The 23,430-nt window shown below is 69.4% G+C and carries 21 protein-coding genes; 11 read left to right on the plus strand and 10 right to left on the minus strand.

The genetic code is table 11. The features are described 5' to 3' along the window. Window positions 1-333 precede the first annotated feature (333 nt). The 4 genes from ACSBPG_RS30710 to ACSBPG_RS30725 all read right to left on the minus strand — a co-directional run bounded on the left by ACSBPG_RS30710 (window position 334) and on the right by ACSBPG_RS30725 (window position 4,008). The gene (locus tag ACSBPG_RS30710) at window positions 334-1,056 is read right to left on the minus strand and encodes a hypothetical protein (protein ID WP_435541065.1); all 723 of its coding nucleotides are present in this window, start codon (window positions 1,054-1,056) and stop codon (window positions 334-336) included. Window positions 1,057-1,159: 103 nt separating this feature from the next. Then, window positions 1,160-2,110 carry a DUF6236 family protein gene (locus ACSBPG_RS30715; RefSeq protein WP_435541066.1) on the minus strand — a complete coding sequence of 317 codons (951 nt, stop codon included), beginning with the start codon at window positions 2,108-2,110 and terminating at the stop codon, window positions 1,160-1,162. 1,051 nt (window positions 2,111-3,161) lie between these two features. After that, a complete protein-coding gene (rnk, locus tag ACSBPG_RS30720) occupies window positions 3,162-3,617 on the minus strand; it encodes a nucleoside diphosphate kinase regulator (protein ID WP_435541067.1) in 456 nt (151 codons plus the stop codon). A gap of 31 nt (window positions 3,618-3,648) precedes the next feature. After that, window positions 3,649-4,008, minus strand: a complete 360-nt coding sequence (locus tag ACSBPG_RS30725; RefSeq protein ID WP_435541068.1) for a GreA/GreB family elongation factor — start codon at window positions 4,006-4,008, stop codon at window positions 3,649-3,651. A gap of 297 nt (window positions 4,009-4,305) precedes the next feature. Between ACSBPG_RS30725 and ACSBPG_RS30730 the strand changes: the two genes are divergently transcribed. From ACSBPG_RS30730 to ACSBPG_RS30740, 3 genes are all read left to right on the plus strand, one after another. Further along, window positions 4,306-5,580 carry a Glu/Leu/Phe/Val family dehydrogenase gene (locus tag ACSBPG_RS30730; protein WP_435541069.1) on the plus strand — a complete coding sequence of 425 codons (1,275 nt, stop codon included), beginning with the start codon at window positions 4,306-4,308 and terminating at the stop codon, window positions 5,578-5,580. A 215-nt stretch (window positions 5,581-5,795) separates the two neighbouring features. Next, window positions 5,796-7,385, plus strand: a complete 1,590-nt coding sequence (locus ACSBPG_RS30735) for an ATP-binding protein (protein ID WP_435541070.1) — start codon at window positions 5,796-5,798, stop codon at window positions 7,383-7,385. After that, on the plus strand, window positions 7,378-8,001 hold the full coding sequence (locus ACSBPG_RS30740) for a response regulator transcription factor (RefSeq protein WP_435541071.1): 624 nt from the start codon (window positions 7,378-7,380) through the stop codon (window positions 7,999-8,001). The genes ACSBPG_RS30735 and ACSBPG_RS30740 overlap by 8 nt, the downstream gene beginning before the upstream one ends. 73 nt (window positions 8,002-8,074) lie before the next feature. Here ACSBPG_RS30740 and ACSBPG_RS30745 read toward each other — a convergent pair whose 3' ends face one another. After that, on the minus strand, window positions 8,075-8,809 hold the full coding sequence (locus ACSBPG_RS30745; protein ID WP_435541072.1) for a hypothetical protein: 735 nt from the start codon (window positions 8,807-8,809) through the stop codon (window positions 8,075-8,077). 306 nt (window positions 8,810-9,115) lie between these two features. Between ACSBPG_RS30745 and tenA the strand changes: the two genes are divergently transcribed. The 7 genes from tenA to ACSBPG_RS30780 all read left to right on the plus strand — a co-directional run bounded on the left by tenA (window position 9,116) and on the right by ACSBPG_RS30780 (window position 17,900). After that, the gene (gene tenA / locus ACSBPG_RS30750) at window positions 9,116-9,799 is read left to right on the plus strand and encodes a thiaminase II (RefSeq protein WP_435541073.1); all 684 of its coding nucleotides are present in this window, start codon (window positions 9,116-9,118) and stop codon (window positions 9,797-9,799) included. A 122-nt stretch (window positions 9,800-9,921) separates the two neighbouring features. Continuing rightward, window positions 9,922-10,635, plus strand: a complete 714-nt coding sequence (locus ACSBPG_RS30755) for a hypothetical protein (protein WP_435541074.1) — start codon at window positions 9,922-9,924, stop codon at window positions 10,633-10,635. A 165-nt stretch (window positions 10,636-10,800) separates the two neighbouring features. Beyond that, the gene (locus ACSBPG_RS30760; RefSeq protein WP_435541075.1) at window positions 10,801-11,025 is read left to right on the plus strand and encodes a hypothetical protein; all 225 of its coding nucleotides are present in this window, start codon (window positions 10,801-10,803) and stop codon (window positions 11,023-11,025) included. A gap of 77 nt (window positions 11,026-11,102) precedes the next feature. Further along, a complete protein-coding gene (locus tag ACSBPG_RS30765; RefSeq protein ID WP_435541076.1) occupies window positions 11,103-11,516 on the plus strand; it encodes a hypothetical protein in 414 nt (137 codons plus the stop codon). An 88-nt stretch (window positions 11,517-11,604) separates the two neighbouring features. Next, entirely contained in the window at window positions 11,605-15,207 is a 3,603-nt protein-coding gene (locus tag ACSBPG_RS30770; RefSeq protein ID WP_435541077.1) for a PAS-domain containing protein, read from the plus strand. 64 nt (window positions 15,208-15,271) lie between these two features. Continuing rightward, window positions 15,272-15,676 (plus strand): response regulator, encoded by a 405-nt coding sequence (locus ACSBPG_RS30775; protein ID WP_435541078.1) that lies wholly within the window; start codon window positions 15,272-15,274, stop codon window positions 15,674-15,676. 211 nt (window positions 15,677-15,887) lie between these two features. Beyond that, entirely contained in the window at window positions 15,888-17,900 is a 2,013-nt protein-coding gene (locus tag ACSBPG_RS30780; RefSeq protein ID WP_435541079.1) for an ATP-binding protein, read from the plus strand. Window positions 17,901-18,043: 143 nt separating this feature from the next. On the opposite strand, the gene ACSBPG_RS30785 is transcribed toward ACSBPG_RS30780, so the two are convergent. The 5 genes from ACSBPG_RS30785 to ACSBPG_RS30805 form a co-directional block, all read right to left on the minus strand. Continuing rightward, window positions 18,044-18,424, minus strand: a complete 381-nt coding sequence (locus tag ACSBPG_RS30785) for a hypothetical protein (protein ID WP_435541080.1) — start codon at window positions 18,422-18,424, stop codon at window positions 18,044-18,046. A 166-nt stretch (window positions 18,425-18,590) separates the two neighbouring features. Further along, a complete protein-coding gene (locus ACSBPG_RS30790) occupies window positions 18,591-19,079 on the minus strand; it encodes a YajQ family cyclic di-GMP-binding protein (RefSeq protein ID WP_435541081.1) in 489 nt (162 codons plus the stop codon). A gap of 94 nt (window positions 19,080-19,173) precedes the next feature. Further along, window positions 19,174-19,686, minus strand: coding sequence for a hypothetical protein (locus tag ACSBPG_RS30795; RefSeq protein WP_435541082.1), 513 nt, complete (start codon window positions 19,684-19,686; stop codon window positions 19,174-19,176). A 5-nt stretch (window positions 19,687-19,691) separates the two neighbouring features. Further along, window positions 19,692-20,300, minus strand: coding sequence for a hypothetical protein (locus ACSBPG_RS30800; RefSeq protein ID WP_435541083.1), 609 nt, complete (start codon window positions 20,298-20,300; stop codon window positions 19,692-19,694). Beyond that, on the minus strand, window positions 20,293-20,964 hold the full coding sequence (locus tag ACSBPG_RS30805; RefSeq protein WP_435541084.1) for a MotA/TolQ/ExbB proton channel family protein: 672 nt from the start codon (window positions 20,962-20,964) through the stop codon (window positions 20,293-20,295). The genes ACSBPG_RS30800 and ACSBPG_RS30805 overlap by 8 nt, the downstream gene beginning before the upstream one ends. A gap of 664 nt (window positions 20,965-21,628) precedes the next feature. On the opposite strand from ACSBPG_RS30805, the gene ACSBPG_RS30810 reads away from it, so the two are divergent. Next, the coding region (locus ACSBPG_RS30810) for a DUF4347 domain-containing protein (RefSeq protein ID WP_435541085.1) at window positions 21,629-23,430 on the plus strand (1,802 nt) is incomplete at its 3' end.

Consider the following 23,430-nt stretch of genomic DNA (forward strand, 5'->3'; position numbering starts at 1 on the left):
GCGGCTTCTCCATCCACACGTTGACTCATATTCCGAGCCCCGCGGCAACCCTTTTCGCCAACCCCGTGAGCAATTACCGTCCATGAGCGAATCGACGTCCTGCAACGTGACCAGGTCAAGCCGGCGGACGTCCAGCAGCTCAACCAGGCGCTGCACCAGCTCTACGCACTGCTGGTGCAGCGGGAGCGGATGGGGGCCGATTAGGTCAGCATTGCCTTGGAACGGGAAACTCCTGGCGGTTCAGACAAACCGCCAGGTGCTCTACAATCGCATTTCCTAACTCTATGCGACTCCGATGCAGGCTTTTTTGCCAACTAAACATTTTGCAGGTGGTTATGAAATCCCGTCCACAGAGGGCAGACCCTGCGCGCGCCGAGCGGCTTCGTACTTAAGCAGTGAAACTTTGTACTCATCGAGTCGCTTCGTTAATATTTCATAATCAGCTTCTTTAGAAAACCATCTCTCCAAGAACTTTTTTGCTTCGTCATATGACGGTATCTTATTATTTGTATAGTCCAGTATAAGTCGCTTCTCGTCATTAATCGCCGCAATATCCTCCTGCCGAACGGACTCTGGTTGATGCGCAAGAATATCTGCTATAAGGTCAAACGCTTCATACCAATTCCAAAATTCGTTCACCGTCGACATATCCTTTTCGGACAATCCTAATTTTATCAGTTCCTTGTTAATGTAATCGTGCATCTCCACCATCCGATCGCGGCCCAACCCGCCCCAACGGCCACCGCCTTTCATTATTCCAAGAACTGGGCGACCAAGCGCGATTGCGAGCCGGGTCAGATGCTCCAACTGAACAGCATGCTGATCCACCTTTCGGCGTAGTTGTCCAGAAAATCCGGCTCCTTTAAAGCTCTCAAAGTGCCGTAAATTAGCGAACGCGCACGCTAAACCTCCGGCGGCAACCGCTATGCCCATTTCTGCAGGCTTTCCAAGAAGCCCAAACACAAGAGATGACAATATCATGTAAAAAATTGCTAATACAGCAATCCAGTCCATCAATTTCTCTGCCGACAGCAGGACATCTTTATCCTTTCTCATAGCACCCTCTATAGCAGTTTTAGATCATGAAAAATCGCAGTAACTCATCACGCTCACAAACCATTACTGCTTATTTTTCAGATATATCTTCCTTATATACTATCTAAAATACTTCCTTATGGAATGAGTATACGTATCTATAAGGGTTATTTTTAATATGCTTCCGTCCCTGCCCGATATCTCTACTTATTTTGATACTACTAGTTGCAACTCCTAGCACTGCCAACGAAATCGGAAGCGGAACTTGCGCGACAATGCTTCCAGAAATCGCTTGCTCTAACGCAGAGCCCTTCATCCATTCCCCGACCGCCGCTCCGCTGATTGCCGCCCCAATTGGGCCAAAAAGAGTTGTCTCAAAAGACGCATTTAGGCTCGACAGCCTAAATGACAGTCGAGACTCTTTCGCCACCTTTAGCAGGTCTGCACATGCGGCATCAATTTTTCCTATTGTCCTCTGAAGCTCGAAATCTTTATCTTCAGATGAAACTATCCTAGAATAGAACCCGTCTATCGTATCTCTTAGAGCCAGGAGTTCAGAGCGCCGATTTCTCTTAAATTCGAGGATTTCTTCTAGAGGAACATCTTTGTCGGGCACCGGTATTGCCCGCAGCAACTCCACAAGCATCCCTCTCCCTTCCTGAAAATTAAGGCTCGACTGCAGAATAGAGTTCACGCCCTGAGCTAATGCCCATCCTCCTGGCGTGGCCTTTTCCAGATTAGAGTATGCTTGAATGTGCGCCTGCCCCACTGCTTCTGCCAAGTCCCCCTCGAACCGGATATGAACCTTCGGCCTGATCAGAACATTTGCGCTCTCTAGAAATTTCGCGTTACCGTCGCCACTTATCGACATTACATTCGACTGCGGCCACGCTAGCCGATCCCAAAACAGTAGAGAGACGCGAAGTTCTTGTGGATCTAATGCTGTAGTTCTTATGCTAAGCGCCCTTCCATCGATTACCATCGGGCAACTTATCACGAGCCCGCGATCGCCGATCGAAAGAACTTCCTCGCCTTGTTCGCTGGCTGCAGCCCTTCTGCGTTTTGCCTCGCCCATGGCGGTTCTCTATCTTATGATTGAATTGCATCATTCTAGCATCCCACTGCTGCGGACAGTACATTTTTGCTCAGCTAATCGAACGCATTTTTATGATCAGTGAGAGGTGTCGAACTGCTACTGAGCAGGAACCCCTTGTCATGTTGATCGGGGGACAGCTCCAACCTTCACCCTGCCTGCCGAAAGGACTTCGGCCGCCTAGCAGGCGATCTCGATCGTAGGACTGTGATGGCTGTAGCCCTCCGCTGCTACCAAATCAACCCGCTGATTTCCTTGGAGAAATCAGCGGGTTTTTTGTTTGGCCGCCGCGCCGCGCCGCCTTCCGCGGCTCCCCGCCGAATGCACTGATTCACCACGGTTTCCGTGAGCCGCCGGACACTCCGTGGCATAACGATGGCACAATGGGTTCGCTGGGCGTTCTCCCCTACCGGCAGTCTCGGCCGGACTGCGATTCGGGGGCTGGAATGCGACACGGCCCGCCGTGAAGGCGGGCCGTGCTGGTCAAGGCGATGGGTCGTCGTCGGGCCGGACGTCCAATGGGTGGTCCGGCCGCCCTCACCGTATTGATCTGCGTCGGGTCGCGCCAGAGGTGGCCGTACAGGTCCATGGTCATCGGCAGCGTGGCGTGCCCCATGCGCGCCTGCACGCGCTTGGCTGCAGCCCCATCTCGATCCAGAGGGACGCCGCGGCGTGGCGCCGGGTGTGGGGGCCGCAGTGCGGGCGCCCGTCTTCGTGCAGCAGCCCGGCCCTCTTCATGAAGGGCTTCCACCAGCGGGTATACAGGTTGGTGTGGCTCTCGACCGTGCCGGCGCCGGTCGGGAAGAAAAGGTGGAGATTCGGCACGGGTGCGTTGGGAAGCCACGCCTTCAGCGCCCGGACGCCGGCCGGGCCCAGCGGAAGCGGCGGCGACCGGCGCGCGTCTTCGGCGTCTTGATCTTCTGGTGCTGGTCGGCCGCCTGCCGATCTCCCGCCCGGCGAGGCGCCGGCGCCCGCGACGGGGGCGCCGGCGCGACGGTCCTGCCGGGCACGCCAGACGGCTCCGTGCCCTCGGTTACGACGCGGCGCCGGACCCGGCCGACCCGGGTTCCCGCACCTTTGCCGCGGCGACCGGCGACACCGCCTCGACCGCCAGACGGCGCCAGGTGCCCATGCGGTTCTGCCAGCCGATGCTCTGGCCGGCGCGGAGGCCGACCAGGGCCGCCCCCACCGGGGTCATGACGGACAGACGGTGGCGCGACGCATCCTCCTGCATCGGCCACACCAGGGTGACGCTGTGCCGCTGCGCCGTGTCGCAATCGACGAACGTGACGTGCGAGCCGATGGTGACGACCGACGGCGGCAGGGCGCCATCCGGCACCACGGCGGCGCGGTCCAGCTCACGCTCCAGATACTCCGCCACCTCCGGCGACCGGGCCGCCGCGGCGAAGGCGAGTTCGGACAGCCGCTCGTGCAGGCTGTGCGTCACGGTGATGGCCGGCAACCGGCCGCGCTGCGGCGCTGTGGTCATGACTCGATCCTGAAAGAAGAAAGGTGAGGGCTCACGCCGGCAAAACGCGCTCGACCGACAGCCGCCGTGCGGTGCCGTCGGCGTCGACGTAGGGCATGCGCGCGCCGTCGCGCAGGCCGAGCAGGGCCGCTCCCAGAGGGGATGCGACGGTGATCCGCCCGTCGCCCGGGGGCTGGTCCGGGTACACCAGCTCTCCCCATTCGAGCGGCAGGTCGTCGCCGCGGCGAAACAGCACGCGGCCGCCCATGCGCACGATCGCCCGGTCCAGCTCTCCGGACAGAAACGCCGACACGTGCGGAGCCTGCGCCTCCAGCCGCTCCATGGACCTCAGCAGTCGGCCATAGTCCGTACGCCCGATCCAGATCAGCGGTCGGTCGGTTCCCTCGGTCATCGATTGCGTCCTCGACTGCGCGGCAACGGCGATGCAGGCCAGGGCGATGCAGGCCAGGGCGAAGTGTCGCCCAGGCAGGTCGCCACCCGCCATCCGTATGATTACGGAATTCCTCGCGGCGCCGGGCGTCGAGAAATTTACCGTTATATTCCAATATATTAGCCGATTTCCGTAATATTACGGATCTTCTGATCCGGGTTTTTCCTGAGTAGAACAGCCGGCGTATGCCCGGGGAGCGGCACGCGGAGCCTTCCAGGCAGCCCTTGAGACCCGCCTTCGGCGCTCCTGACCGACACCATGAGGGACGAGACGATGGACGATCTGCTGACGGGGGCGTTGAGCCGCCTCGACGAAGCGGCACGGTATGTTGAGGTGGATGCCGAAGTTCTCGAGAAGCTGAAATACGCCAAGGAGACCCTGAGCGTCCGTCTGTCGGTGCGCATGGACGACGGTTCCCGCCGTTCCTTTCCGGCGTGGCGCTGCCGCTACGATGACACCCGCGGTCCGACGAAGGGGGGCATCCGCTTCCATCCGAGCGCCAGCATGGAGGAGGTGACCACGCTCGCCTTCTGGATGACCTTCAAGTGCGCGGTCATGAACCTGCCCTACGGCGGCGGCAAGGGCGCCGTGAAGGTGGACCCGCACCGCCTGTCCAAGTCGGAGCTGGAGCGTCTGTCGCGGGCCTACGTCCAGGCGTTCGCCGGCATGATCGGCCCCGACCGGGACATCCCCGCCCCGGACGTCTACACCAACGCGATGGTCATGGGGTGGATGGCCGACGAGTACAGCTCGATCGTCCGGCAGCCGAGCCCCGCCGTCATCACCGGCAAGCCCCTGCCGCTCGGCGGCTCCCTGGGACGCGACGACGCGACGGCCCGCGGCGGCTACTATCTTCTCAAGCACCTGGACGCGGATCTGGGACTGGCGAACAGCGCCAAGCGCGTCGTCATCCAGGGCTACGGCAACGCCGGCTTCCACATCGCCCGTCTGCTGCACGCCGACGGTTACCGCATCGTCGGCCTGTCCGACTCGCGCGGGGCGATCGTCTGCGAGGACGGCCTGGATCCCCACGCGGTGCTGGCGGCGAAGGAGCGTGGCGGCTCGGTGACCGCCCATGCCGGGGACGGTGTCCGCGCCGTCACCGCTGGCGAGCTGCTGGGCACGCCCTGCGAGATCCTGGTTCCCGCGGCCCTGGAGGACCAGATCGACAAGGGCAACGCCGGCCGCATCAAGGCCCGCATCGTCCTCGAGCTCGCGAACGGCCCGATCACCCCGGAGGCCGACCGCATTCTCGAGGCGGCGGGCACCATCGTCCTGCCCGACATCCTGGCGAACGCCGGCGGCGTGACGGTGTCCTACTTCGAATGGGTGCAGAATCGCCAGGGGTACTCCTGGAGCCTGGGCGAGATCCACGAACGCCTGCGCGTGATCATGGAGACCGAGGGGCGCCGGGTGTGGGACATGCGTTCGGGCAAGGGCGTCTCGATGCGCACCGCCGCCTATGCCCACGCGCTGGAGCGGCTGTCGAACGCCATCGCCGCGCACGGCACGCAGCCCTTCTTCGCAGGCTGAGCCGCCCGGCGGACCGGACCGCAGCGTCGGGACGGCGCCGCCGGACACGCGCCGCCGCACGAGGGCTCCCCTCCCTGCAATTGGCCGAGGCGTGGGCACCGAGTATGGTCCACGCTTCGCCCGTGTGAGCCGCCGGAAAGAACGCCTTGATGCCATTCCTGTCGGTCAGCCGCACAACGGGAGCACCGTTCCCCGCCATTCCGAAGGGCTGGGGCATGGTGGCGCTGTCCCTCGCCTTCCTGGCGGCCTACCTGCCCATCGACTGGCTGACCTTCATCCATCCCCGCCCGAGCCTGAACATCACCCCCTGGAATCCGCCGGCCGGGCTCTGCATGGCCCTGCTCCTGTGGACCGGGGCGCGCGGCGTGCCGATCGTCTACGCCACGCTGGTCCTGGCCGATCTCCTGGTGCGCGGGCACCCCGCCTCGCTCCCGTCCCTGGCGCTCTCGAACCTGGTCATCGTCGCCGGCTACGGCGCCGCCGCCCATGTCCTGCGCCGCGGGGTGGCGATCGATCCGGCCCTCGACACGGTCCGCGACGTCGGCTGGCTGGTCGGCGTCACCTTCCTGAGCGCCGCCCTCGTCGCTCCCGCCTTCGTCGGCGTGTTCGTCCTGGACGGCGTCCTCGCCCCGGCCGACCTGCCGATGCTGGCCTTCCAGTACTGGCTGGGCGACGCGATCGGCATCGCCGTGGTCACCCCGTTCCTGCTCCTCCTGTACCGGCCGGGCAGGGCGCACGCCTGGATCGTGCCGAGGCCGCCGTCGGTGGCCCAGACGGCGGCCATCGCGGCGGCTCTGGTCATCGTCTTCCTGCCGGTCGGCGACGGCCAGTTCAACCTGTTCTACGTGCTGTTCCTCCCGCTGGTGTGGGTGGCCGTTTCGCACGGGCTGTCCGGGGCGGTGCTGGCGGCCCTGGCCATCCAGAGCGGTCTGATCGCCGGCCTGCAGGCCATCGGCTTCCCCCTCGACGCCGTGGTCTATCACCAGACGCTGATGCTCGCGTTGGCCATCACCGCCCTGTTCCTCGGGGCCCTCGTCAGCGAGCGTCGCGGGATCGAGCTTCGGCTGCGCGAGCACGAGGCCGAACTGGCCCACATCGCCCGTCTGGCGGTGACCGGCGAGATGGCGTCCGCCCTCGCCCACGAGCTGAACCAGCCGTTGCTGGCGGCCATCAGCTATGCGCGCGCCGCCCAACGGATTCTCGAGACCAGCGACACCCCGCCGCGCGCCCAGGCGTTCATCGACAAGGCGGTGGTCCAGGCGGAGCGGGCGGGCGAGGTCATCCGCGGCCTTCGCACCTTCCTGCGCAAGGGGGCGCTTCAACTGGCTCCGGAACCGGCGGCCGACATCGTGCGCGAAACGCTGACGCTGGTGCGGGCGGACGCCGCCTACAACCGGGTGCACCTGCGCGTCGACATGGTGGAGCCCCTGCCCCTCGTGCTGTGCGACCGCATCCAGATCGAGCAGGTCCTCCTCAACCTGGTGCACAACAGCATCGAAGCCATCGCCGCCACGGGCGGCCCGGAGCGCGAGGTCGTCCTGGGGGTCCGCGCCACGCCACCCGACGGCCTGACCTTCGAGGTCGCGGACACCGGGCCGGGGGTGCCCGCCGACATGGTCGACCGCCTCTATTCCCCGTTCGCGACCACCAAGCCGGCCGGAATGGGTCTCGGGCTGCCGATCTGCCGCTCCATCGTCGAAAGCCATGGCGGCCGGCTGTGGCTGGCCCACTCCACCGGCCGCGGCTCGGTGTTCCAGGTGTATCTGCCAGCGGCGCGTCCGGATGACGGTCCGTCCCATGAGTGAGATCACGAATCCTGCGACCGCGGAGCCGATCGTCTTCATCATCGACGACGACGAGGCCGTGCGCGACGCGCTCGCCGCCCTGGTCGAAGTCGCCGGGCTGTCCGTGCGCACGTTCGTCAACGCGCTGGAGTTCCTCCATCGCCACAGCCCGGACCAGCCGGGCTGCGTGGTGGCCGACCTCCGCATGCCGCACATGGACGGGCTCGAGCTCCAGCAAGAACTGTCCCGGCGCGGGTGCGGGCTTCCCGTCATCATCATCACCGCCCATGGCGAGGTGAGCACCGCCGTCACCGCCTTCCGGGCCGGGGCGGTCGATTTCCTGGAAAAGCCGTTCGACGACGGGGTCTTCCTGCGTCGCGTCCATGAGGCCCTGCAACGCGACGCCCGCCAGCGCCGCGACCGCTCGGCCGCGGCATCCGCCCTGGCGAAGCTGGCTCTCCTCAGTCCCCGCGAACGGGACGTCGCCGAGCTGATGGTCGAGGGCTGCGCCAACAAGACCATCGCGAACCGCCTCGGCATCGGTGTCCGCACGGTCGAGACCCACCGCGCGAACATCCTGAGCAAGCTGGACATCCGCACGGTCCCGGAACTCATGCGCCTGTGGATGCACCTGTAGCCCGCCGCGGGCGCACGCCGGGACGTCGCCCGCTCCCCTGCCCCATGGGCCTGCCCGTCCCGCCGGCCCGCCGCTACAGCGGGGCGACCCCGAGGGGCACGCCGAAGACGTCGGCGGGTACGGCGACCAGGTCGCCGGACGGCCGGGGGCGGACGACCACGTACGTCACCTGCCCCCGCCACGTCACCCGGGCCAGCAGATTCTCGGACCCGCTGTCCAGGAGATCCAGCGAGGCGACCGCCTCGATCGACCAGGTCTCGTCGCCGTGGCGCAGAACGACGCCGTGCGCCGCGACCGCCCGTTCCCCGGCCACGTCGGCGAGGCGGCCGGCGCTGGCGAACCAGGGCGGCGCCGCAGCGCCGGTGCGCTGCGGATCGAGACGCTCGAGCAGGGCTTGGCCCAGCCGGTCGCCGCGCGCCAGATGCCAGGTCGGCGCCCGGCCCGTATGGACGAGGTGCAGCGGCAGGCAGTTGCGGTAGTGGACGAAGTCGGGGTCCCGCGTCACCGCGTTCCGGCGGTCCCACGAACGGTGGGCGACCAGGTACGCGTTGCAGTTGCCGATGACGCCGCGGCCGCCGTCGACCGTCCCGGGCAGGGCCGGACGGGGACGCGACATCTCGTCCTCGTAGGCGTCGGGGGTGAGGGCGAAGGCCGGGTCGAAGACCTCGGCCGTGCCGCGGCGGGGGTTGTCCGCCGCCGCCGACGACGGCGGGGCCGGCCACCCGAACACCGCGAGGGACAGGGCGGTCACCACCGCGAAGGCGCCCAGGCCGCCGGCCCGGCTGAAGCGAAGGTCAGGAGCGCGCACGGCCCGCCTCACGGACGTCGGACGGCTGTCGCCGGAACGAAAGAAGCACGCAATTCATGAAACACGACCTCCTCTGGACGAGAAGGCGTCCCTCCAATTTGGCGTTTGTTGCGTTGCAGCAAAACCTAGAAGCGGCGGCGCCGGCGGTCAAGAGGCGCCGGCGCAGGCCTGCACCGCGTTCTCCGCCCGGGTCGGCCCGCCGCCGCCGCGGGGCGGCGGGAGCGGACAACGCGCCGTTGCGCCCGCCGGCTTTGTCCGCCACCATCCGCCGCCGATCACGAGACACCGCAAGCCGGAGGCACGCGCATGACGGATGAAGCGACGAAGCCCCTGTTCGACCGCCTGGTCGCCGCCGCCCGCGACGACTGGAACGCCTACGTCGACCACCCCTTCGTGCGCGGCCTGGGCGACGGCCGCCTGCCCGAGGCGGCGTTCCGCCACTACCTCGTGCAGGACTACCTGTTCCTCATCCACTTCGCCCGGGCGTACGCGCTGGCCGTCTACAAGGGGCAGTCGCTCGACGACATGCGGGCGGCGCTCGGCGGGCTGAAGGCGATCCTCGACGTGGAGATGGACCTGCACGTCGGTCTATGCGGCCGCTGGGGCCTGAGCCCGGCCGACCTGGAGGCCGCCCCCGAGGCCAAGGCGACCATGGCCTACACCCGCTACGTCCTGGAGACCGGGCTGCGCGGCGACCTGCTCGACCTGCACGTGGCGCTGGCGCCCTGCGTCGTCGGCTACGCCGAGATCGCCCGCGCGCTGGCCGCCAGGCCGCAGGCGCTCGCCCCGGCCAACCCCTACCGCGGCTGGATCGAGGAGTACGCCGGCGACGCCTACCAGGAGGTGGCGGCCACGGCACGCGTCACCCTGGACCGGCTGGCGGCGCGCGCCATGCCCGAGGCGCGCTTCCCCCAGCTCGCCCGCATCTTCGGCCAGGCCTGCCGGCTCGAAGCCGATTTCTGGGAGATGGGGCTGACCCTGGCCGGCTGAGTCTGCCCCCTTCGAAGGGGCTCGCCCGCCGGCCGCGGCATCACCATTGTCCATGAACGGGCCGCGCCAGCGTTCCGTTGCGTTCCGTCGACGTGAGGGGCCGCGAGCCCCAGGAGGGCGCCTTGGAACTGGAACACGAGATCAGCTTCGCCGAACTCATCGTCCGCCGCGGTGCGGAGCTGCTGGAGGCGGAGGTCGAAGGGGACGACGGCGCCGACGTCGAGCTGGAGATGGAGGCGGACGACCCTGCGGCGCAGAGCCCCGTCGACTTCATGGCCCGCCTGCTCGCCACCGTCGCCATCACCGACGGTCCGCTGGTGATCCACATGGAGGGCGGCGGCCATCCCGAGATCTTCGAGGAGGCCGCCGACATCACCACCGGCATGCCCGGGGACAAGGTGGCGGCCCTGGCCGGCGCCCGTCAGCCGGAACGCGCCGTGGTCTTCGAGTTCGACCCCGTCGGCCAGCTCGCCGGCAGCCGCGCCGTGGTCGCCGTGCTGCGCCCGGAGGACCGCGACGACCTGCTGGAAGCCTATGTCGCCGTCGGCCGGTTGCGCGCCAACGCCGCCGAGATCACCGTCGCGCCCATCGTCGTCCGCCTCGACGCCCGCGCGCTCGGCCAGACTCTCGACCTCATCGGGCCGGTCGGCCGGAGCAGCGTCAACGCCATCGGCGCCGCCATGGCCCACGCCTCGCAGACCCACGTGCTGCCGGGCCAGGACGCCTCCGACGTGCCGCCGGTGATCGTCGATCTCTGCTGGCACGCCTTCTGCCTCTCCGCCGTTCGGGCCCGCCACGCCCCCGAGGACGACCAGCCGGCGCCGACCATCCACTGAGCGGCCGCGGCGGTGCGCCGGTGCACCGGTCAAGTGCGCCATGGGACAGGTGTCCAGCGGGCATGCGCCATGGGTGGGATTGAAACCGTCACACGCGCCGCCTAGGTTGGGCGTCACCGGCTTCGGCCGGTCGCCGCCACCCGACCACATGCGACGAGATCAGCCATGGACGGACTGCCGTACCGGCAGACGTGGCGCAGCCGCGTTGCCGAACTCCTCGACGATCCGGTCGCGCAGGCCGTGCTGCGCCGCGACGGCCTGTCGCGGGACGACGTCATGCGACAGATGGCCCCGGTCGCCGAGGCGCTGAGCCGGCGCCGCCCGGACGGCCGCACCTCCTGGCCGCGGGCGCACCGCGTCGAACCGGCCGCGGTGAACGAGCTGCCTTGAAACCGTTTGGTCGATGAACAAACTGTGCTCCAGGGCGGGCGCGTCGGGTTTCCCGTCGCGGCGCCCGGGGGACCGGCATGTTCAACCCCGTCATCACGGTAACCGCCGGCTGGTCGCCGGCCGTCGAGGAGCGGGCCAAGCGGCTGCTCGCCTTCCGTCTCGGCACCGACGCCGCGCACGGCTCCGCCGTCACGGTGGCCGCCGCCCTCGGCACGGGCGGCCAGGACCCCGTGCAGGCCGCGCGGCTGCTGATGCACCTGCCGCCCTTGAGCGCGGTGGAGGTGATGACCGACACGCTGGCCGCCTTCGCCATCGACGGCGAGCCCTGCCCGGATCCCGCCGCGCTGGCGCGGGCCGCGCTCGCCCACGCCGGCCGCGCCGTCAGCGTCCGCGACGTCCATCCCGAACGGGTCCTGGTGGTCCGTCTGCTGTCCGTCCTCCGCCACGCCCCGCGGACCATCGTGTCGGCGCTCCGCCGCCCGTCGCGCTGACGGCCGCCGCCGCACCGCGGGAGTCGCGCCGACGCGTGCCGGTTGATAAATTCCCGAGGCGTTCGGAAGCCGCGGGAGGACGGAGGGCATGTTCGGCAGTCGCTTCCGCGTCCTGTCCCGGCTGATCGCCGGCGCTGCCGGGATCGGCCGGCGCGGACGCGCCGCTGACGAGGACGGCGAGGCGCGGTTCCGCGGCCTCGTCGAGGGCTCGATCCAGGGCATCGTGGTCCACCGCGGCTTCCGCCCGCTGTTCGCCAACGACGCCTACGCCCGCATCCACGGCTATGCCAGCGGGGCGGAGGTGATGGCGCTCGGCAGCCTGCGGCCGCTCGTCGCGCCGGAGGAACGGGCCCGCTCGTGGGCGCGCCACTTCCGCCTCATGGCGGGACGGCCGGTCGCCGGCGTCACCCGCACGCGCGGCCTGCGCCGCGACGGGTCGTCCGTCGCGGTGGAGACGGCGGAACGCGTCGTCGCCTGGATCGGCGGTCCGGCCGTCCAGGCGACGGTGGTCGACGTGTCCGACCGCGTGCGCGCCGAAGCCGAGGCGGCCGAGGCCGCGGCGCAGATGCGGGCCGCCATCGAGGCGATGCCGAGCGCCATGCTGATGTTCGACGACGACCTGCGCATCCGCGTCTTCAACCGCCGCTATTGCGACGTCTGGAACCTGCCGGCCGAGGTGATCGCCGAGCAGGGGACGATGGACGCCCTGCTGCGCTACGGGCTGCGGAACGGCTATTTTCCCGGCGCCGACCCCGACACCTTCGCCGAGCAGCGCCTCGCCTTCGTCCGCCGCAACGAGGCCTATTCGCACCTCCACCACACGGTGGAGGGGCGCGACCTGGAGCTGCGCGGATCGCCGCGGCCCGAGGGAGGCTGGGTGATCACCATCACCGACGTGACCGACCGCACCCGCGCCGTGCAGGCGATGCGCGAGAGCGAGGCGCGGTTCCGCGACCTCGTCGAAGGCTCGGTCCAGGGCATCCTCATCCTGCGCGGCGACCGTGCCCTGTTCGTCAATCCCGCCTTCGCCGCCATGGTCGGCTGCGGCGACCGGCGCGACCTGCTGGACGTCCCCCTGCGCGCCGCTCTCCTGCCGCCCGAGGACGCCGGCCGGGCACCGGCCTGGGACCCGGATGCGGACGCCACCGCCGCCGGCAGGGCGCGGCGCGGCCGCCTGATGCGGCGCGACGGCGTCCGGATCTGGGTCGACCTGGTGACACGCCCGGTCGACTGGATGGGCGAGGCGGCGGTCCAGGTCACCGCCGTCGACGTCACGCGCCAGGTCGAGGCCGAGGCCGCGGTGGCCGCGCGCAACGCCCAGCTCCAGGTGTTGTTCGACGCCATGCCGACCGGTGTGGCGCTGTTCGACCGCGATCTGCGCCTGACGTTGCACAACCGCCGCTTCCGCGACCTGTGGCGCTACCCCGACGACCTCCTCGCCGGCCGGCCGGCGATGGAGGACCTGATCCGCTTCAAGGCGGCGCGCGGCGACCTGTGGCCGGAGGACGCCGAGACGGCGGCGGCGCAGGTCGCCGCCATCGTCCGGCGCGGCGAGGCGGTGGAGCACGAGATGGCGCTGGCCGACGGCCCGGTCCTCGGCATCCGCGGCGGCGCCATGCCCGACGGCGGCTACATCTTCACCTACGCCGACGTGTCCGAGCGGCGCCGCGCCGAGGACACCCTGCGCCAGGCCAAGGACCAGGCGGAGGCGGCGGCGCGCGCCAAGTCGACCTTCCTCGCCACCATGAGCCACGAGATCCGCACGCCGATGAACGGCGTCCTCGGCATGCTGGAAGTGCTCGAGCGCACGCCGCTCGACGCCGAACAGCGCGCGGTGCTGGGCGTCGTCCGCGAATCCGCGTCGTCCCTGCTGACCATCCTCGACGACATCCTCGACTTCTCGCGGATCGAGGCCGGCCGCCTTCACCTCGAAGCGGTGCCGGTGTCGGTGGACGAGGTCGTCGAAGGCGTCGCCGACCTGATGGCGACACGCTCGCGGGAGAAGCGGCTCGACCTGGCGACCCGCGTGGAGTTGGGCGGACGGGAGCGGCGGCTCGGCGACCCGGTGCGGCTGCGCCAGATCCTGCTGAACCTGGTCGGCAACGCCATCAAATTCACCGAACGCGGTTTCGTCGCCCTGGCCGCCCGCCCCGGCGCCACCGACGACGACGTCCGCTTCGAGGTCGCCGACAGCGGCATCGGCCTCAGCGCCGAGCAGCAGGCGCGCCTGTTCCAGCCCTTCACGCAGGCCGATGCCTCGACGACGCGGCGCTTCGGCGGCAGCGGCCTCGGCCTGTCCATCTGCCGCCGCCTGGTCGAGCTGATGGGCGGCCGCATCGGCGTCGACGCCTCCCCCGACCGGGGCTCGGTGTTCTGGTTCGAGGTGCCGTTGCCGGCGGTGGCCGACACGCCGGCCACCGCGTGCGTGCCCTCCGGCGCCGGCCTCGCCGGTCTGCGCGTCCTCGTGATCGACGACACCGCGGCGGTGCGCGAGGGCTTCACCGCCGCGCTGGCGGCGGCCGGGGCCGAAGCGACGGCAGCCGCCAGCGCCGACGCCGGCCACGCCGCCCTCCGGGCGGCCGCCGAGTCCGGCCGGCCCGTCGACGTCGCGGTGATCGACCACGACCCGGGTGGCCTCGACGGACTGGCGCTGGCGGCGACCCTCGCCGGCGCCGCCGGAACGCGCGGCACCCGCCTCATCCTCGCCACCGTCGACGGCGGGACGGCCGGAGCCGCCGACCTCGGCGCCGCCGCCCGCCGGACCGGGGTGTGCGCCGTGCTGCGCAAGCCGGTGCGCCGCGCGGCGCTGTGCCGCGCCGTGGCGCAGGCCGCCGGCCGGGACACGCCGGAGCCGTCCGACGCGACGGACGCCGTCGGCGGGCCGGCCGCCGCGCGGCGGCCGCCACCCGACGAGGCGCTGGCCGCCGGCACGCTGATCCTGGTCGCCGAGGACAATCCGACCAACCGGGTGGTCATCCGCAAGCAGCTCGAACAGCTGGGTTTCGCCGCCGAGATGGCGGTCGACGGGCAGGACGCCTGGGAAGCGCTGCAACGCCGCGACTACGGCCTGCTGCTGACCGACTGCTTCATGCCCGAGGTCGACGGCTACGAGCTGGCACGCCGGGTGCGGGCGCGCGAGGGCGGCACCGGGCGCCACCTTCCCATCGTGGCGCTGACCGCCAGCGCCCTCGCGGGCGAGGCCGAGCGGTGCCTGGGCGCGGGCATGGACGATTATCTGGCCAAGCCCGTCGACCTGCAAAGCCTGTCGCGCGTCATCGCCCGCTGGCTGCCGGGCGCCCCGGCGCCGTGCGACGGCACGCCGGAGCCGGCGGCCGTCCCCCCGCGGGACGGCGCCGGCGAGGACGTCGTGCTCGACCTCGGCCATGTCGCCGCGACCTTCGGCAGCGTCGAGGACGCCCGCGACCTGCTGGCGTTCTTCCTCGACACCACCGCGCCGCTGATCGACGCGGTGGGAGCGCAGCTGGGCCGCGGCGACGCCGAGGAGGGCCGGCGCGCCGCCCATGCCGCCAGCGGGGCGGCGCGGACCGCCGGAGCGGTGGAGCTGGCGGTGCTGTGCGGGCGCATCGAAACGGCGGCGGCGGACGGCGATCTGGCGGCGGCACGGGACCACGCGGCGCGGCTGCACGCCGCCTTCGCACGGCTGGAGAAGCGCATCCGCGAGGGGCCGTGAGGCCGCCGTTGCCGGGACGCCGGGGACGCTGCTATCAGGGACGAAGGCCGCAGGAGTGCCGAGGATGGACAGAACGCCGGTGGACTATGCCCGCTACCGCATCCTGGTGATCGAGGACCAGCCCTTCGTCCGCCGCACCATCGTGCAGATCCTGACGCAGATCGGCTTCACCGCCGTCGCCGAGGCGGGCGACGGCGAGACCGGCCTGCAGGAATGCGCCCGCGCCGCGCCCGACATCGTCGTCTGCGACATCGACATGAAGCCCGTCGGCGGCCTGCAGTTCCTCGCCCGGCTCCGGTCCGGCGACGCCGGGCGCGACAGCCGCACGCCGGTCGTCTTCCTGACCAACCACACGGAATCCGAGATCGTCAAGAAGGCGATGGCGCTGGGGGTCGACGGCTTCGTGGTGAAACCGCCGTCCCTGGCCGCCCTGAAGGAACGGATCGACCGCCTGCTGCCCGGGCGCTGACCGGACCGTGCCGAGGGCTTGCCGGCCGACGACTTGCCTGTTTGCGGCCGCCGCGCGTCCCTGTACACTTTGACGCCATGGAGCCGACGTCCCTCCACTTCGAGGGCGTGACCTTTCGGGAGCCATCGGCGGGCGGTTGCCGGCTCTTAACGGGTCCGTAGCGAATCCGCCGAATGGTGGGCTGCGGATCGGTCAGCGTACGGGAGTTGGTGTGAAACGGTTCGGCCCCCTGCCCCGCCTCGGCGAGATGACGGTGGCGACGCGGATTGTCGTCGGCTTCGGCGCGGCCTTCCTGCTGGTCGCCGCGCTGGCCCTGGTGGGCCTGTCGTCGCTGTACGGCATCACGCGGGAGGTCGACGGCTTCTCCGCCAGCGCCGGGACCGCCCGCACCGCCGCCGACGTCGACATCGGCCTGCGCGACCTGACGGTCGCCGTGCGCGACCATCTCGACGCCCCCGACCAGACCAGCTTCGCCAGGGCCGTCGCCGGCCGCGACGCGGTGCGGGCCGGCCTCGACGCGCTGTCGCGGCTGGCGGCGGACGACGCCGACGCCCGTGCGGTGGCGGACGCCCGCAATGGGCTGGAGGGGTACTGGACCGGCTTCGTCCGGCTGACCGAGCTGCGCAACGAGCGCGACCAGCTGGCGCTGAACACGCTGGAACCGCTGGTCCGGCAGATGCGCGACCATCTTTCCAAGCTCAAGGATTCCGGCGGCGTCGATTCGGCGACCCTGGCCAGCGACGCCGCCATCGCCGTGCTGCTCATGCAGGACCACGCGGTCCGTTTCGTCGAGCGGCGGGCAGCCGAGGACGCCGAGCAGATGCGCGCCCAGCTCGAGGTGGCGCGCGCCCGGCTGGCGGAGATGAACCGTTACCTCTGGGTTCCCGGCACCCGCCAGCTCATCTTCGAGGTGTCGGGCATGCTCGACAGCACCGACGCCATGCTCGACCGCATCGCCGAGATTCTCGGCGAGGAGGACGCGCTGCGCGCCGACACGCTGGCCCCCAACGCCGCCGCCATGCTCGGCCACGTCGCCGAGGTGCGCCAGCGGGCGGAGGACGCCACCGCCACCCTGCGCAGCGGGCTCGCCTCGCAGATGGGCGGCTACGTCGAGGCGGCGCTGTGGGCCGGCGGCGTGCTGCTGCTGCTCGGCCTCGTCATGACCTGGTTCGTCGCCCGCAGCGTCGCCCGGCCGGTCTCGGTGATGGCGGCCGCGGTGAGCGACCTCGCCGCCGGCCGCGACACGGTCGACACCCTGCCGGTGCTGGCCGACGGCGCCGAGATCGGCCGCATGGCCCGCGCCGTCGAGCTGCTGCGGGCCAACAACGAGGACGTCGAGCGCCTGAAGCGGGAGGCGTCGGCGCTGCAGGACCGCCTGCTGGTCGAGAAGGAGCGGGCCGAGGCGGGCAACGCGGCCAAGACCGACTTCCTCGTCAACATGGGGCAGGAGCTGCACGGTCCGCTCAACGCCATCGTCGACGCCAGCCAATCGCTGATGAGCGAGCTGCACCGGTTGGGGGTGGGCGAACTCGCCACCGACGTCGAGGCCATCCAGTGGTCGGGCGAGCAGCTCGTGGCGCTGATCGATTCCATCCTGGACTACGCCAGGATCGAGGCCGGCACCCTGGACGTCTGCGTCCAGGACTTCGATGTCGGTCGCCTGGTCGCCGAGGTGCGCGAGCGCTGCCTGCCGCTCGCCGACCTCAACGGCAACACGCTCTCGGCGGCCACCGCGCCCGGCCTGGGCGGGATGCATACGGATTTCACCAAGGTGCGCCAAGTCCTGCTCAACCTGCTGGACAACGCCTGCAAGTTCACCCGCGACGGCCGGGTGACGCTGGCGGCGGAACGGATCGACCGCGACGGCCAGGCCTGGCTGCGCTTCACCGTGTCCGACACCGGCATCGGCTTCCCGGCGAGCCAGGCGGGGCGGCTGTTCCAGGCCTTCGTCCAGGGAACGAGCCCGCTGCACAAGGGCCGCAAGATTCCCGGCGCCGGCCTCGGGCTGACGCTGGTCGGCCACTATTGCGCAACCCTGGGCGGCGACATCGAGGTGGCCAGCGAACCCGGCCACGGCACCCGCATCGTGGTGACGATCCCGGCGCTCTACGAGGCGCCGGCCGGCGACCGGCCGGTTCTGCTGGAGGCGCCCGCCGTCATCGGCGCGCGGCCGCTCCTCACCGTCGCCGGCAACGCGCCGGTGGCCCAGCCCGCCGCGGAATGAGCGCGGCGGACCTCGGATGAGCCGGCGCGCCTGGAGCAAGATCGCTTCTGGCCGATCCGGCCAAAAGCGTGAATCTTGCTCTAAACATTTGAATTTGGAGCGGGATTCACACTCCAGGCAATTCTACCTGGAGTGATCCCGCTCTAATCGTCGGCGAGCAGCATCGCCGTCCAGCGCGCGTCGACCGGGCCACCGCCGAGCAGCGCATCCTTCGCGCTGGCCGCGCCGTCCACGGCCGCAGGCGCGGACGGCGTCCGGGCGCCGGCGGCATCGTCGAAGCCGCCCTGGGCGATCAGCGTCGCCACCGCCGGCCCCACCGCATGCCCGGTGCCGGCGCGCGCGCCGTCGGCCTGGCCGGCCCCGGCGGCGGACGTTCCGGCACCGTTGAGGGCCTCCAGCATCGCCGCGAACCGCCCGGCGAATTCCGCCACCTCCTTCGGCACGGCACCGGCACGCCGGCTCTGCATCTGCTCCAGGCGGACCTGGAGCTGACGGAGGGAGTCGGCATCGGGCATGGCGGTCATGGTCGAACCCATCGGGCGCATGGCGGGCTTGCAGCTAAATGCAAGAAAAGTGCCGATGGGGAAGGCACGGCGGCGCCCGGGATTGCCGGCAGGGCGGGCAACAACGACCCGGCAAAATCTGCCGTGTTCGGCAGAATTTGCCGCCCCGCCGCAGACGGGAGGCGCCTCAGTCGCGGAAGTTCACGTACTGCAGGGGCTGTTCGATCTTCATCGCGCGGACGTGCTGGATGGCGTCCTGGAGATCGTCGCGCTTCTTGCCGCTGACGCGCAGCTCGTCGCCCTGGATGGCGACCTGCACCTTCATCTTGCTGTCCTTGATGGACTTGACGATCCGCTTGGCGAGGTCCTGGGCGATCCCCTCGCGGACGGTGACGGTGTGGCGCAGCGTGCTGCCGGCGGCCTTTTCGACCTTGGCGGAGAAGTCGAGAAAGTTGGCGTCGACCTTGCGGCGGGTCATGTGGACGCGCAGCAACTCGTGCATCTGCTCCAGCTTCGGCTCGTCGTCGGCCGCCACCAGGATGGCGTGGTCCGTCCGCTCCACCGTGCACCGCGAGCCCTTGAAGTCGAAGCGCTGCTCGATCTCCCGGCGCACGCCGGCCAGGGCGTTGTCGACTTCCTGAAGGTCGGTCTTGGACACGATGTCGAACGACGGCATGGCTTCCTCCCGGTGCGTATGGCGCTGACGTGCCGACCGTAGAGGACGGGGGTGGACCCGTCCACCCCCGTATGCCGCCTCCCTGCGCCGTGCCTCAGGTCGCCTGACCCGGGTGCTGGAACTCGATCCCCGGCCCCTGGTTCTGGTAGGGCTTGTCCGGCATCTTCGGCTGCGGCGTGGCGTAGAAGCGCGGCTCCCGATCGTCCCACGACCGCTCGAAGGGCAGCCGCATCATCGGGTTGGTGCCGTTGCGCTGGGCATCGCGCATGGCCGACTGAAGCTGCTCCGCCATGGTGCGGTCCCAGGGAAGCCGGTAGAGATTGGGGGCTTCCTTCCACAGCAGGGTGAGATAGATCGCCTCGCCCTCGACGAAGGTGGCGCTGAGAACGGACGCCTCCTTCACGTGGGCGTCGACCCATTCCAGCGTAACCGGCTTGGCCTTGCCGAGCAGGGTCGCGGGGGCCGCGTAGGCGGCCGGCAGCATGAGGGCGAACAGGGCGACGATCAGGGCGCGGGCCTTGCCGTTGCGCGTCCAGCGCAGGGCCGCCATCACCATCAGGAGGGCGACGATGGCGACGAAGGCGAAGATCAGGGTCAGAGTTTCCATGGGGGTCAATTCCTGGCGGAACGCAAGGGTTTGAAGACGGCGTTCATGCTCCCCGGCACCAGTTCGCCTTTGTCGGTCAGCCTGAACCGAAAGGCGGTCACTTCTTGTCCTTCGTGATCGAGCCGCACACGCGTGGCCGCGATCGTCGCGGCCCCCGACTCGGTCTCCGCCTTCACCCGGGCCACCACACGGACATAAATGGGGAAAACATTGTCCAGGTTCCGGAAGAGGTGCAGATTCACCGCGTACTCGCCCGGAGGAATGCCCCGCGAGAACGAGGTCTCGAAGTTCACCTCGGTGGGATCCGCATAGCTGCCGAGGTCGTCGCGCAGCAGGTTGAAGATCAGGCCCGACTTGTTGGAGTACCCGACCGGCACGTCGCCGGGTGCCTGCACCCACAGGTCCACGTCGGTGCGGAGCTTGTCGTCCCAACGGGCTTCGATGATGACGTTGCCCGGCGGTTCGGCGTCGGCGACGCCGGTCCCTTCCTTGGCCGGCGGGTTCACGTGCGGCAGCAGCAGAAGCAGCATGCAGACGAACCCGGCCAAGGCCAGCGTGATCATGTCGCGGAACACGGTTCCGGTGTCGTCGCTCTCATTCCACGGGTCAAACATGGGCGGTCTCGCCGGACGGAGGGCCGACCGACGACACGCCGGCGGGAGCGCGCGGGTGCTCCATGGCGCCGCCGCCGTCGAGATTGCCGGTGCCGGCGTCGATCAGCGTGGCGGCCAGATTGGCGGTGCCGGTCGCCAGCAGCTGGTAGTTGGCCGACAGCCATATGTTGAGGACCGATCCCACCAGCGTGGTGTAGAGCGCCACGCCCATGCCGTGGATCATCGTCCCCACCATGCTGCCGATGGCGTCGGTGTCCGAAGCCGTCGAGCCGTCGACGCCGTCGAGCGCCATGACGAAGCCCACCACCGTGCCGATCAGCCCCAGCATCACCAGCGCGTTGGCGATGTGGCGGATGAACACGATCCGGCCGAACAGGCGCAGCTCGAGCGCCCGGGTGGCGTTGCCGATGCCGACCGTGGCGATCGCCCGACGGTAGGCGTCGAGGCGCCCGCCGGCGCCGCGCTCGATGTGGTCGAGTTCCGCCGTCACCTTCTCGATGCGCCACGCGGTGGCGGCCAGGCCGACCAGGAAGAGAAGGAAGATGAGCACACTGATGCGGCTCGTATCGGCCTCGATGACGTGGTCGATCCAGCCATTGATCCACGCGAGAGCCAGGGCGGCCGCACCGAACAGGTTGACCGCGGCAAATCGGCTCCAGAGCATCCATTGGTTCATCGGCGCACCACACTTTCGCCGGAATTGCGGGGAGGACAGGTCTCGTGACCCGTCACGCAATGGAACCCGGAGCCCCCCCAAAGGTTCCTCAAGGCTCCCCGAACAGAACGAAAGGATAAGGCCAGTCACCGGCGGTGAAGCGGAGGCGTGGCGGCAAGGCCGCGCCGCGGGCCGGACTCCGCCGGGACCATCCCAGTTGTGTACCTCCACGGAGTTCGGCCGGCGGCACCGCTTTGCCGACTTGCCCGCCCGACGGCTGCCGATCGTCGTCCGGCAGCGACGAACGTCCGAAGGGATGCCCGACGAGGCAACCCGGTGCCGCCGCGAACCCTCGAATTGGGCAGAACGGTCCGCACATTGACGGTAATCCGACCACACTACGCTACAAGATCATCGGTATACCGCCCGTACGCCGCCCTTCACCGAAGACGACGCCATCCCTTCTCTCAAGATCCCGGTCGCGTCGAACGCCATCTTCTTGGGGTATCATCCACTTTTGGATCTTACGATTTCAGCTTCGCACCACACAATAGTCAGCGACTTTGACGTTTCCCATTTGCCGGTCGATCCCACGGTGCCGGCCGCCGGCGGCGGCCGCCATGCCCTCACTGCGCCCCGCAGGATCGATCGTTCCCAAGAAGGAAGCAGACACGTGCATGAAATCCTGATCGCGGATTCCGGGCTCGACGACCTCGGATACCTCCTGGAGCGCCTGCGCGGCGACGTCCGTGTGGTCCTGGTCGACGGCGGCGAGGACGCGCACGCAGCCCTTGCGGCGGCCCTGGCCGAGCGCCCGGCGGCGGTGCACCTGCTGGCGCACGGCGAACCCGGTCGCATCCACATCGGTGCCGATCCCATCGATGCGGACTCGCTCCTCGACCGCCATTGGCCGGCGGCTCCCAAGACGGAGGTGCTGATCCACGCCTGCCGGGTCGCCGAAGGGGGCGACGGGCAGGACTTCCTGAAGCGGCTCGCCTACGCCACCGGTGCGAGCGTCGCCGCCGCCTCGCGGCCGGTCGGTCATGCCGCGCTCGGCGGCAGCTGGGCGCTCGATTCCCGGATCGGCCGGGTGCGCAACGCCGGGCCGTTCGCCGGGCACGAGGCGTGGCCGCACCTGCTGGCGGTGACCGGCACACCGTCGGAGGGCGACGACACCCTGACCAGCGACGACGGCGCGGACAGCGTCAGCGGCCTGGGCGGCAACGATTCGCTGATCGGCGGTGCCGGCAACGACTATCTCTTCGGCAACGCCGGCAACGACACGCTGATCGCCGGCGTCGGCCGCGACACCCTCGACGGCGGCCCCGGCGCCGACCACATGGAGGGCGGCAGCGGCTTCGACTTCGTCTCGTACGAGCAGACCACCGGCGACCTGGTGGTCGACCTCGCCAATCCGGGCAACAACGCCGGCGACGCCGCGGGCGACACCTTCAGCGGCATCGAGGTGTTCGTGCTGGGCAACCAGAACGACACGTTCGTCGGCAGCGACGGCGCCGACTGGGTGTGGGCGCACAACGGCGACGACATCGAGTATGGCGGGCTGGGCAACGACACGCTGGAGGCCGGCGGCGGCAACGACGTCCAGTACGGCGAGGCCGGCGACGACGTCATCGCCACCCGCGCCGACGACGACACCGCCTTTGGCGGCGAGGGCAACGACCTGATCGAGGGCGACGGCGGCTCCGACGTGCTCTACGGCGACGCCGGCAGCGACAGCCTGGCGGGCGACGCCGAAGCCGACACCCTCTACGGCGGCGAGGGCGACGACTTCCTGTACGCCGCGTACGACGAGCGCGATCCCGACGGGGTGCAGCGCTTCTTCGCCACCCAGAACACCGAGGACCGGGTCGCCGGCCAGGCCGACCAGTACTACGGCGAGGGCGGCAACGACCGCTTCGTGGTGTACGATGCCGACGACGTCAACGCCTCGATGATCTACGACGGCGGCGACGGCACCGACGCCATCGAGGTGCAGACCGCCGAGGCCGTCGACTTCGAGGGGATGACACTGACCTCGGTGGAGGCGGTCGACCTCGCCGGCGACGGCACCCACGAGGTGACCTTCACGGCGGCCCAGATCAACGCGTTGCAGAGCGTCACCGGCGGCGACGGCGACGTGCTGCACATCATCGGCTCGGCCGCCGAAGCGGGCGACCTCAGCGGCAAGGTCAGCGCCGGCATCGACGTCCAGTTCTCGATCGACGACGGCAGCGACACCCTGAGCGGCGGCGATGGCGGCGACACCCTGAGCGGTGGCGACGGCGGCGACACCCTGAGCGGCGGCGACGGCGGCGACACCTTGAGCGGCGGCGACGGTGGCGACACCCTGAGCGGTGGCGACGGCGGCGACACGCTGAGCGGTGGCGACGGCGGCGATACCCTGAGCGGCGGCGACGGTGGCGACACGGTCGGTGGCGGCGACGGCGGCTCGGGCGGCGGCTCCGACGGTGGCGG

The sequence above is a fragment of the Azospirillum sp. ST 5-10 genome (genome assembly GCF_051225715.1).
In the GTDB taxonomy this organism is placed as follows: domain Bacteria; phylum Pseudomonadota; class Alphaproteobacteria; order Azospirillales; family Azospirillaceae; genus Azospirillum.

Coding starts and splice junctions, on each gene's coding strand:
- ACSBPG_RS30710 (WP_435541065.1), bottom strand. CDS start 1,056: ATGAGAAAGGATAAAGATGTCCTGCTGTCGGCAGAGAAATTGATGGAC.
- ACSBPG_RS30715 (WP_435541066.1), bottom strand. CDS start 2,110: ATGGGCGAGGCAAAACGCAGAAGGGCTGCAGCCAGCGAACAAGGCGAG.
- rnk (WP_435541067.1), bottom strand. CDS start 3,617: ATGACCACAGCGCCGCAGCGCGGCCGGTTGCCGGCCATCACCGTGACG.
- ACSBPG_RS30725 (WP_435541068.1), bottom strand. CDS start 4,008: ATGACCGAGGGAACCGACCGACCGCTGATCTGGATCGGGCGTACGGAC.
- ACSBPG_RS30730 (WP_435541069.1), top strand. CDS start 4,306: ATGAGGGACGAGACGATGGACGATCTGCTGACGGGGGCGTTGAGCCGC.
- ACSBPG_RS30735 (WP_435541070.1), top strand. CDS start 5,796: ATGGTGGCGCTGTCCCTCGCCTTCCTGGCGGCCTACCTGCCCATCGAC.
- ACSBPG_RS30740 (WP_435541071.1), top strand. CDS start 7,378: ATGAGTGAGATCACGAATCCTGCGACCGCGGAGCCGATCGTCTTCATC.
- tenA (WP_435541073.1), top strand. CDS start 9,116: ATGACGGATGAAGCGACGAAGCCCCTGTTCGACCGCCTGGTCGCCGCC.
- ACSBPG_RS30760 (WP_435541075.1), top strand. CDS start 10,801: ATGGACGGACTGCCGTACCGGCAGACGTGGCGCAGCCGCGTTGCCGAA.
- ACSBPG_RS30765 (WP_435541076.1), top strand. CDS start 11,103: ATGTTCAACCCCGTCATCACGGTAACCGCCGGCTGGTCGCCGGCCGTC.
- ACSBPG_RS30770 (WP_435541077.1), top strand. CDS start 11,605: ATGTTCGGCAGTCGCTTCCGCGTCCTGTCCCGGCTGATCGCCGGCGCT.
- ACSBPG_RS30775 (WP_435541078.1), top strand. CDS start 15,272: ATGGACAGAACGCCGGTGGACTATGCCCGCTACCGCATCCTGGTGATC.
- ACSBPG_RS30785 (WP_435541080.1), bottom strand. CDS start 18,424: ATGACCGCCATGCCCGATGCCGACTCCCTCCGTCAGCTCCAGGTCCGC.
- ACSBPG_RS30790 (WP_435541081.1), bottom strand. CDS start 19,079: ATGCCGTCGTTCGACATCGTGTCCAAGACCGACCTTCAGGAAGTCGAC.
- ACSBPG_RS30795 (WP_435541082.1), bottom strand. CDS start 19,686: ATGGAAACTCTGACCCTGATCTTCGCCTTCGTCGCCATCGTCGCCCTC.
- ACSBPG_RS30800 (WP_435541083.1), bottom strand. CDS start 20,300: ATGTTTGACCCGTGGAATGAGAGCGACGACACCGGAACCGTGTTCCGC.
- ACSBPG_RS30805 (WP_435541084.1), bottom strand. CDS start 20,964: ATGCTCTGGAGCCGATTTGCCGCGGTCAACCTGTTCGGTGCGGCCGCC.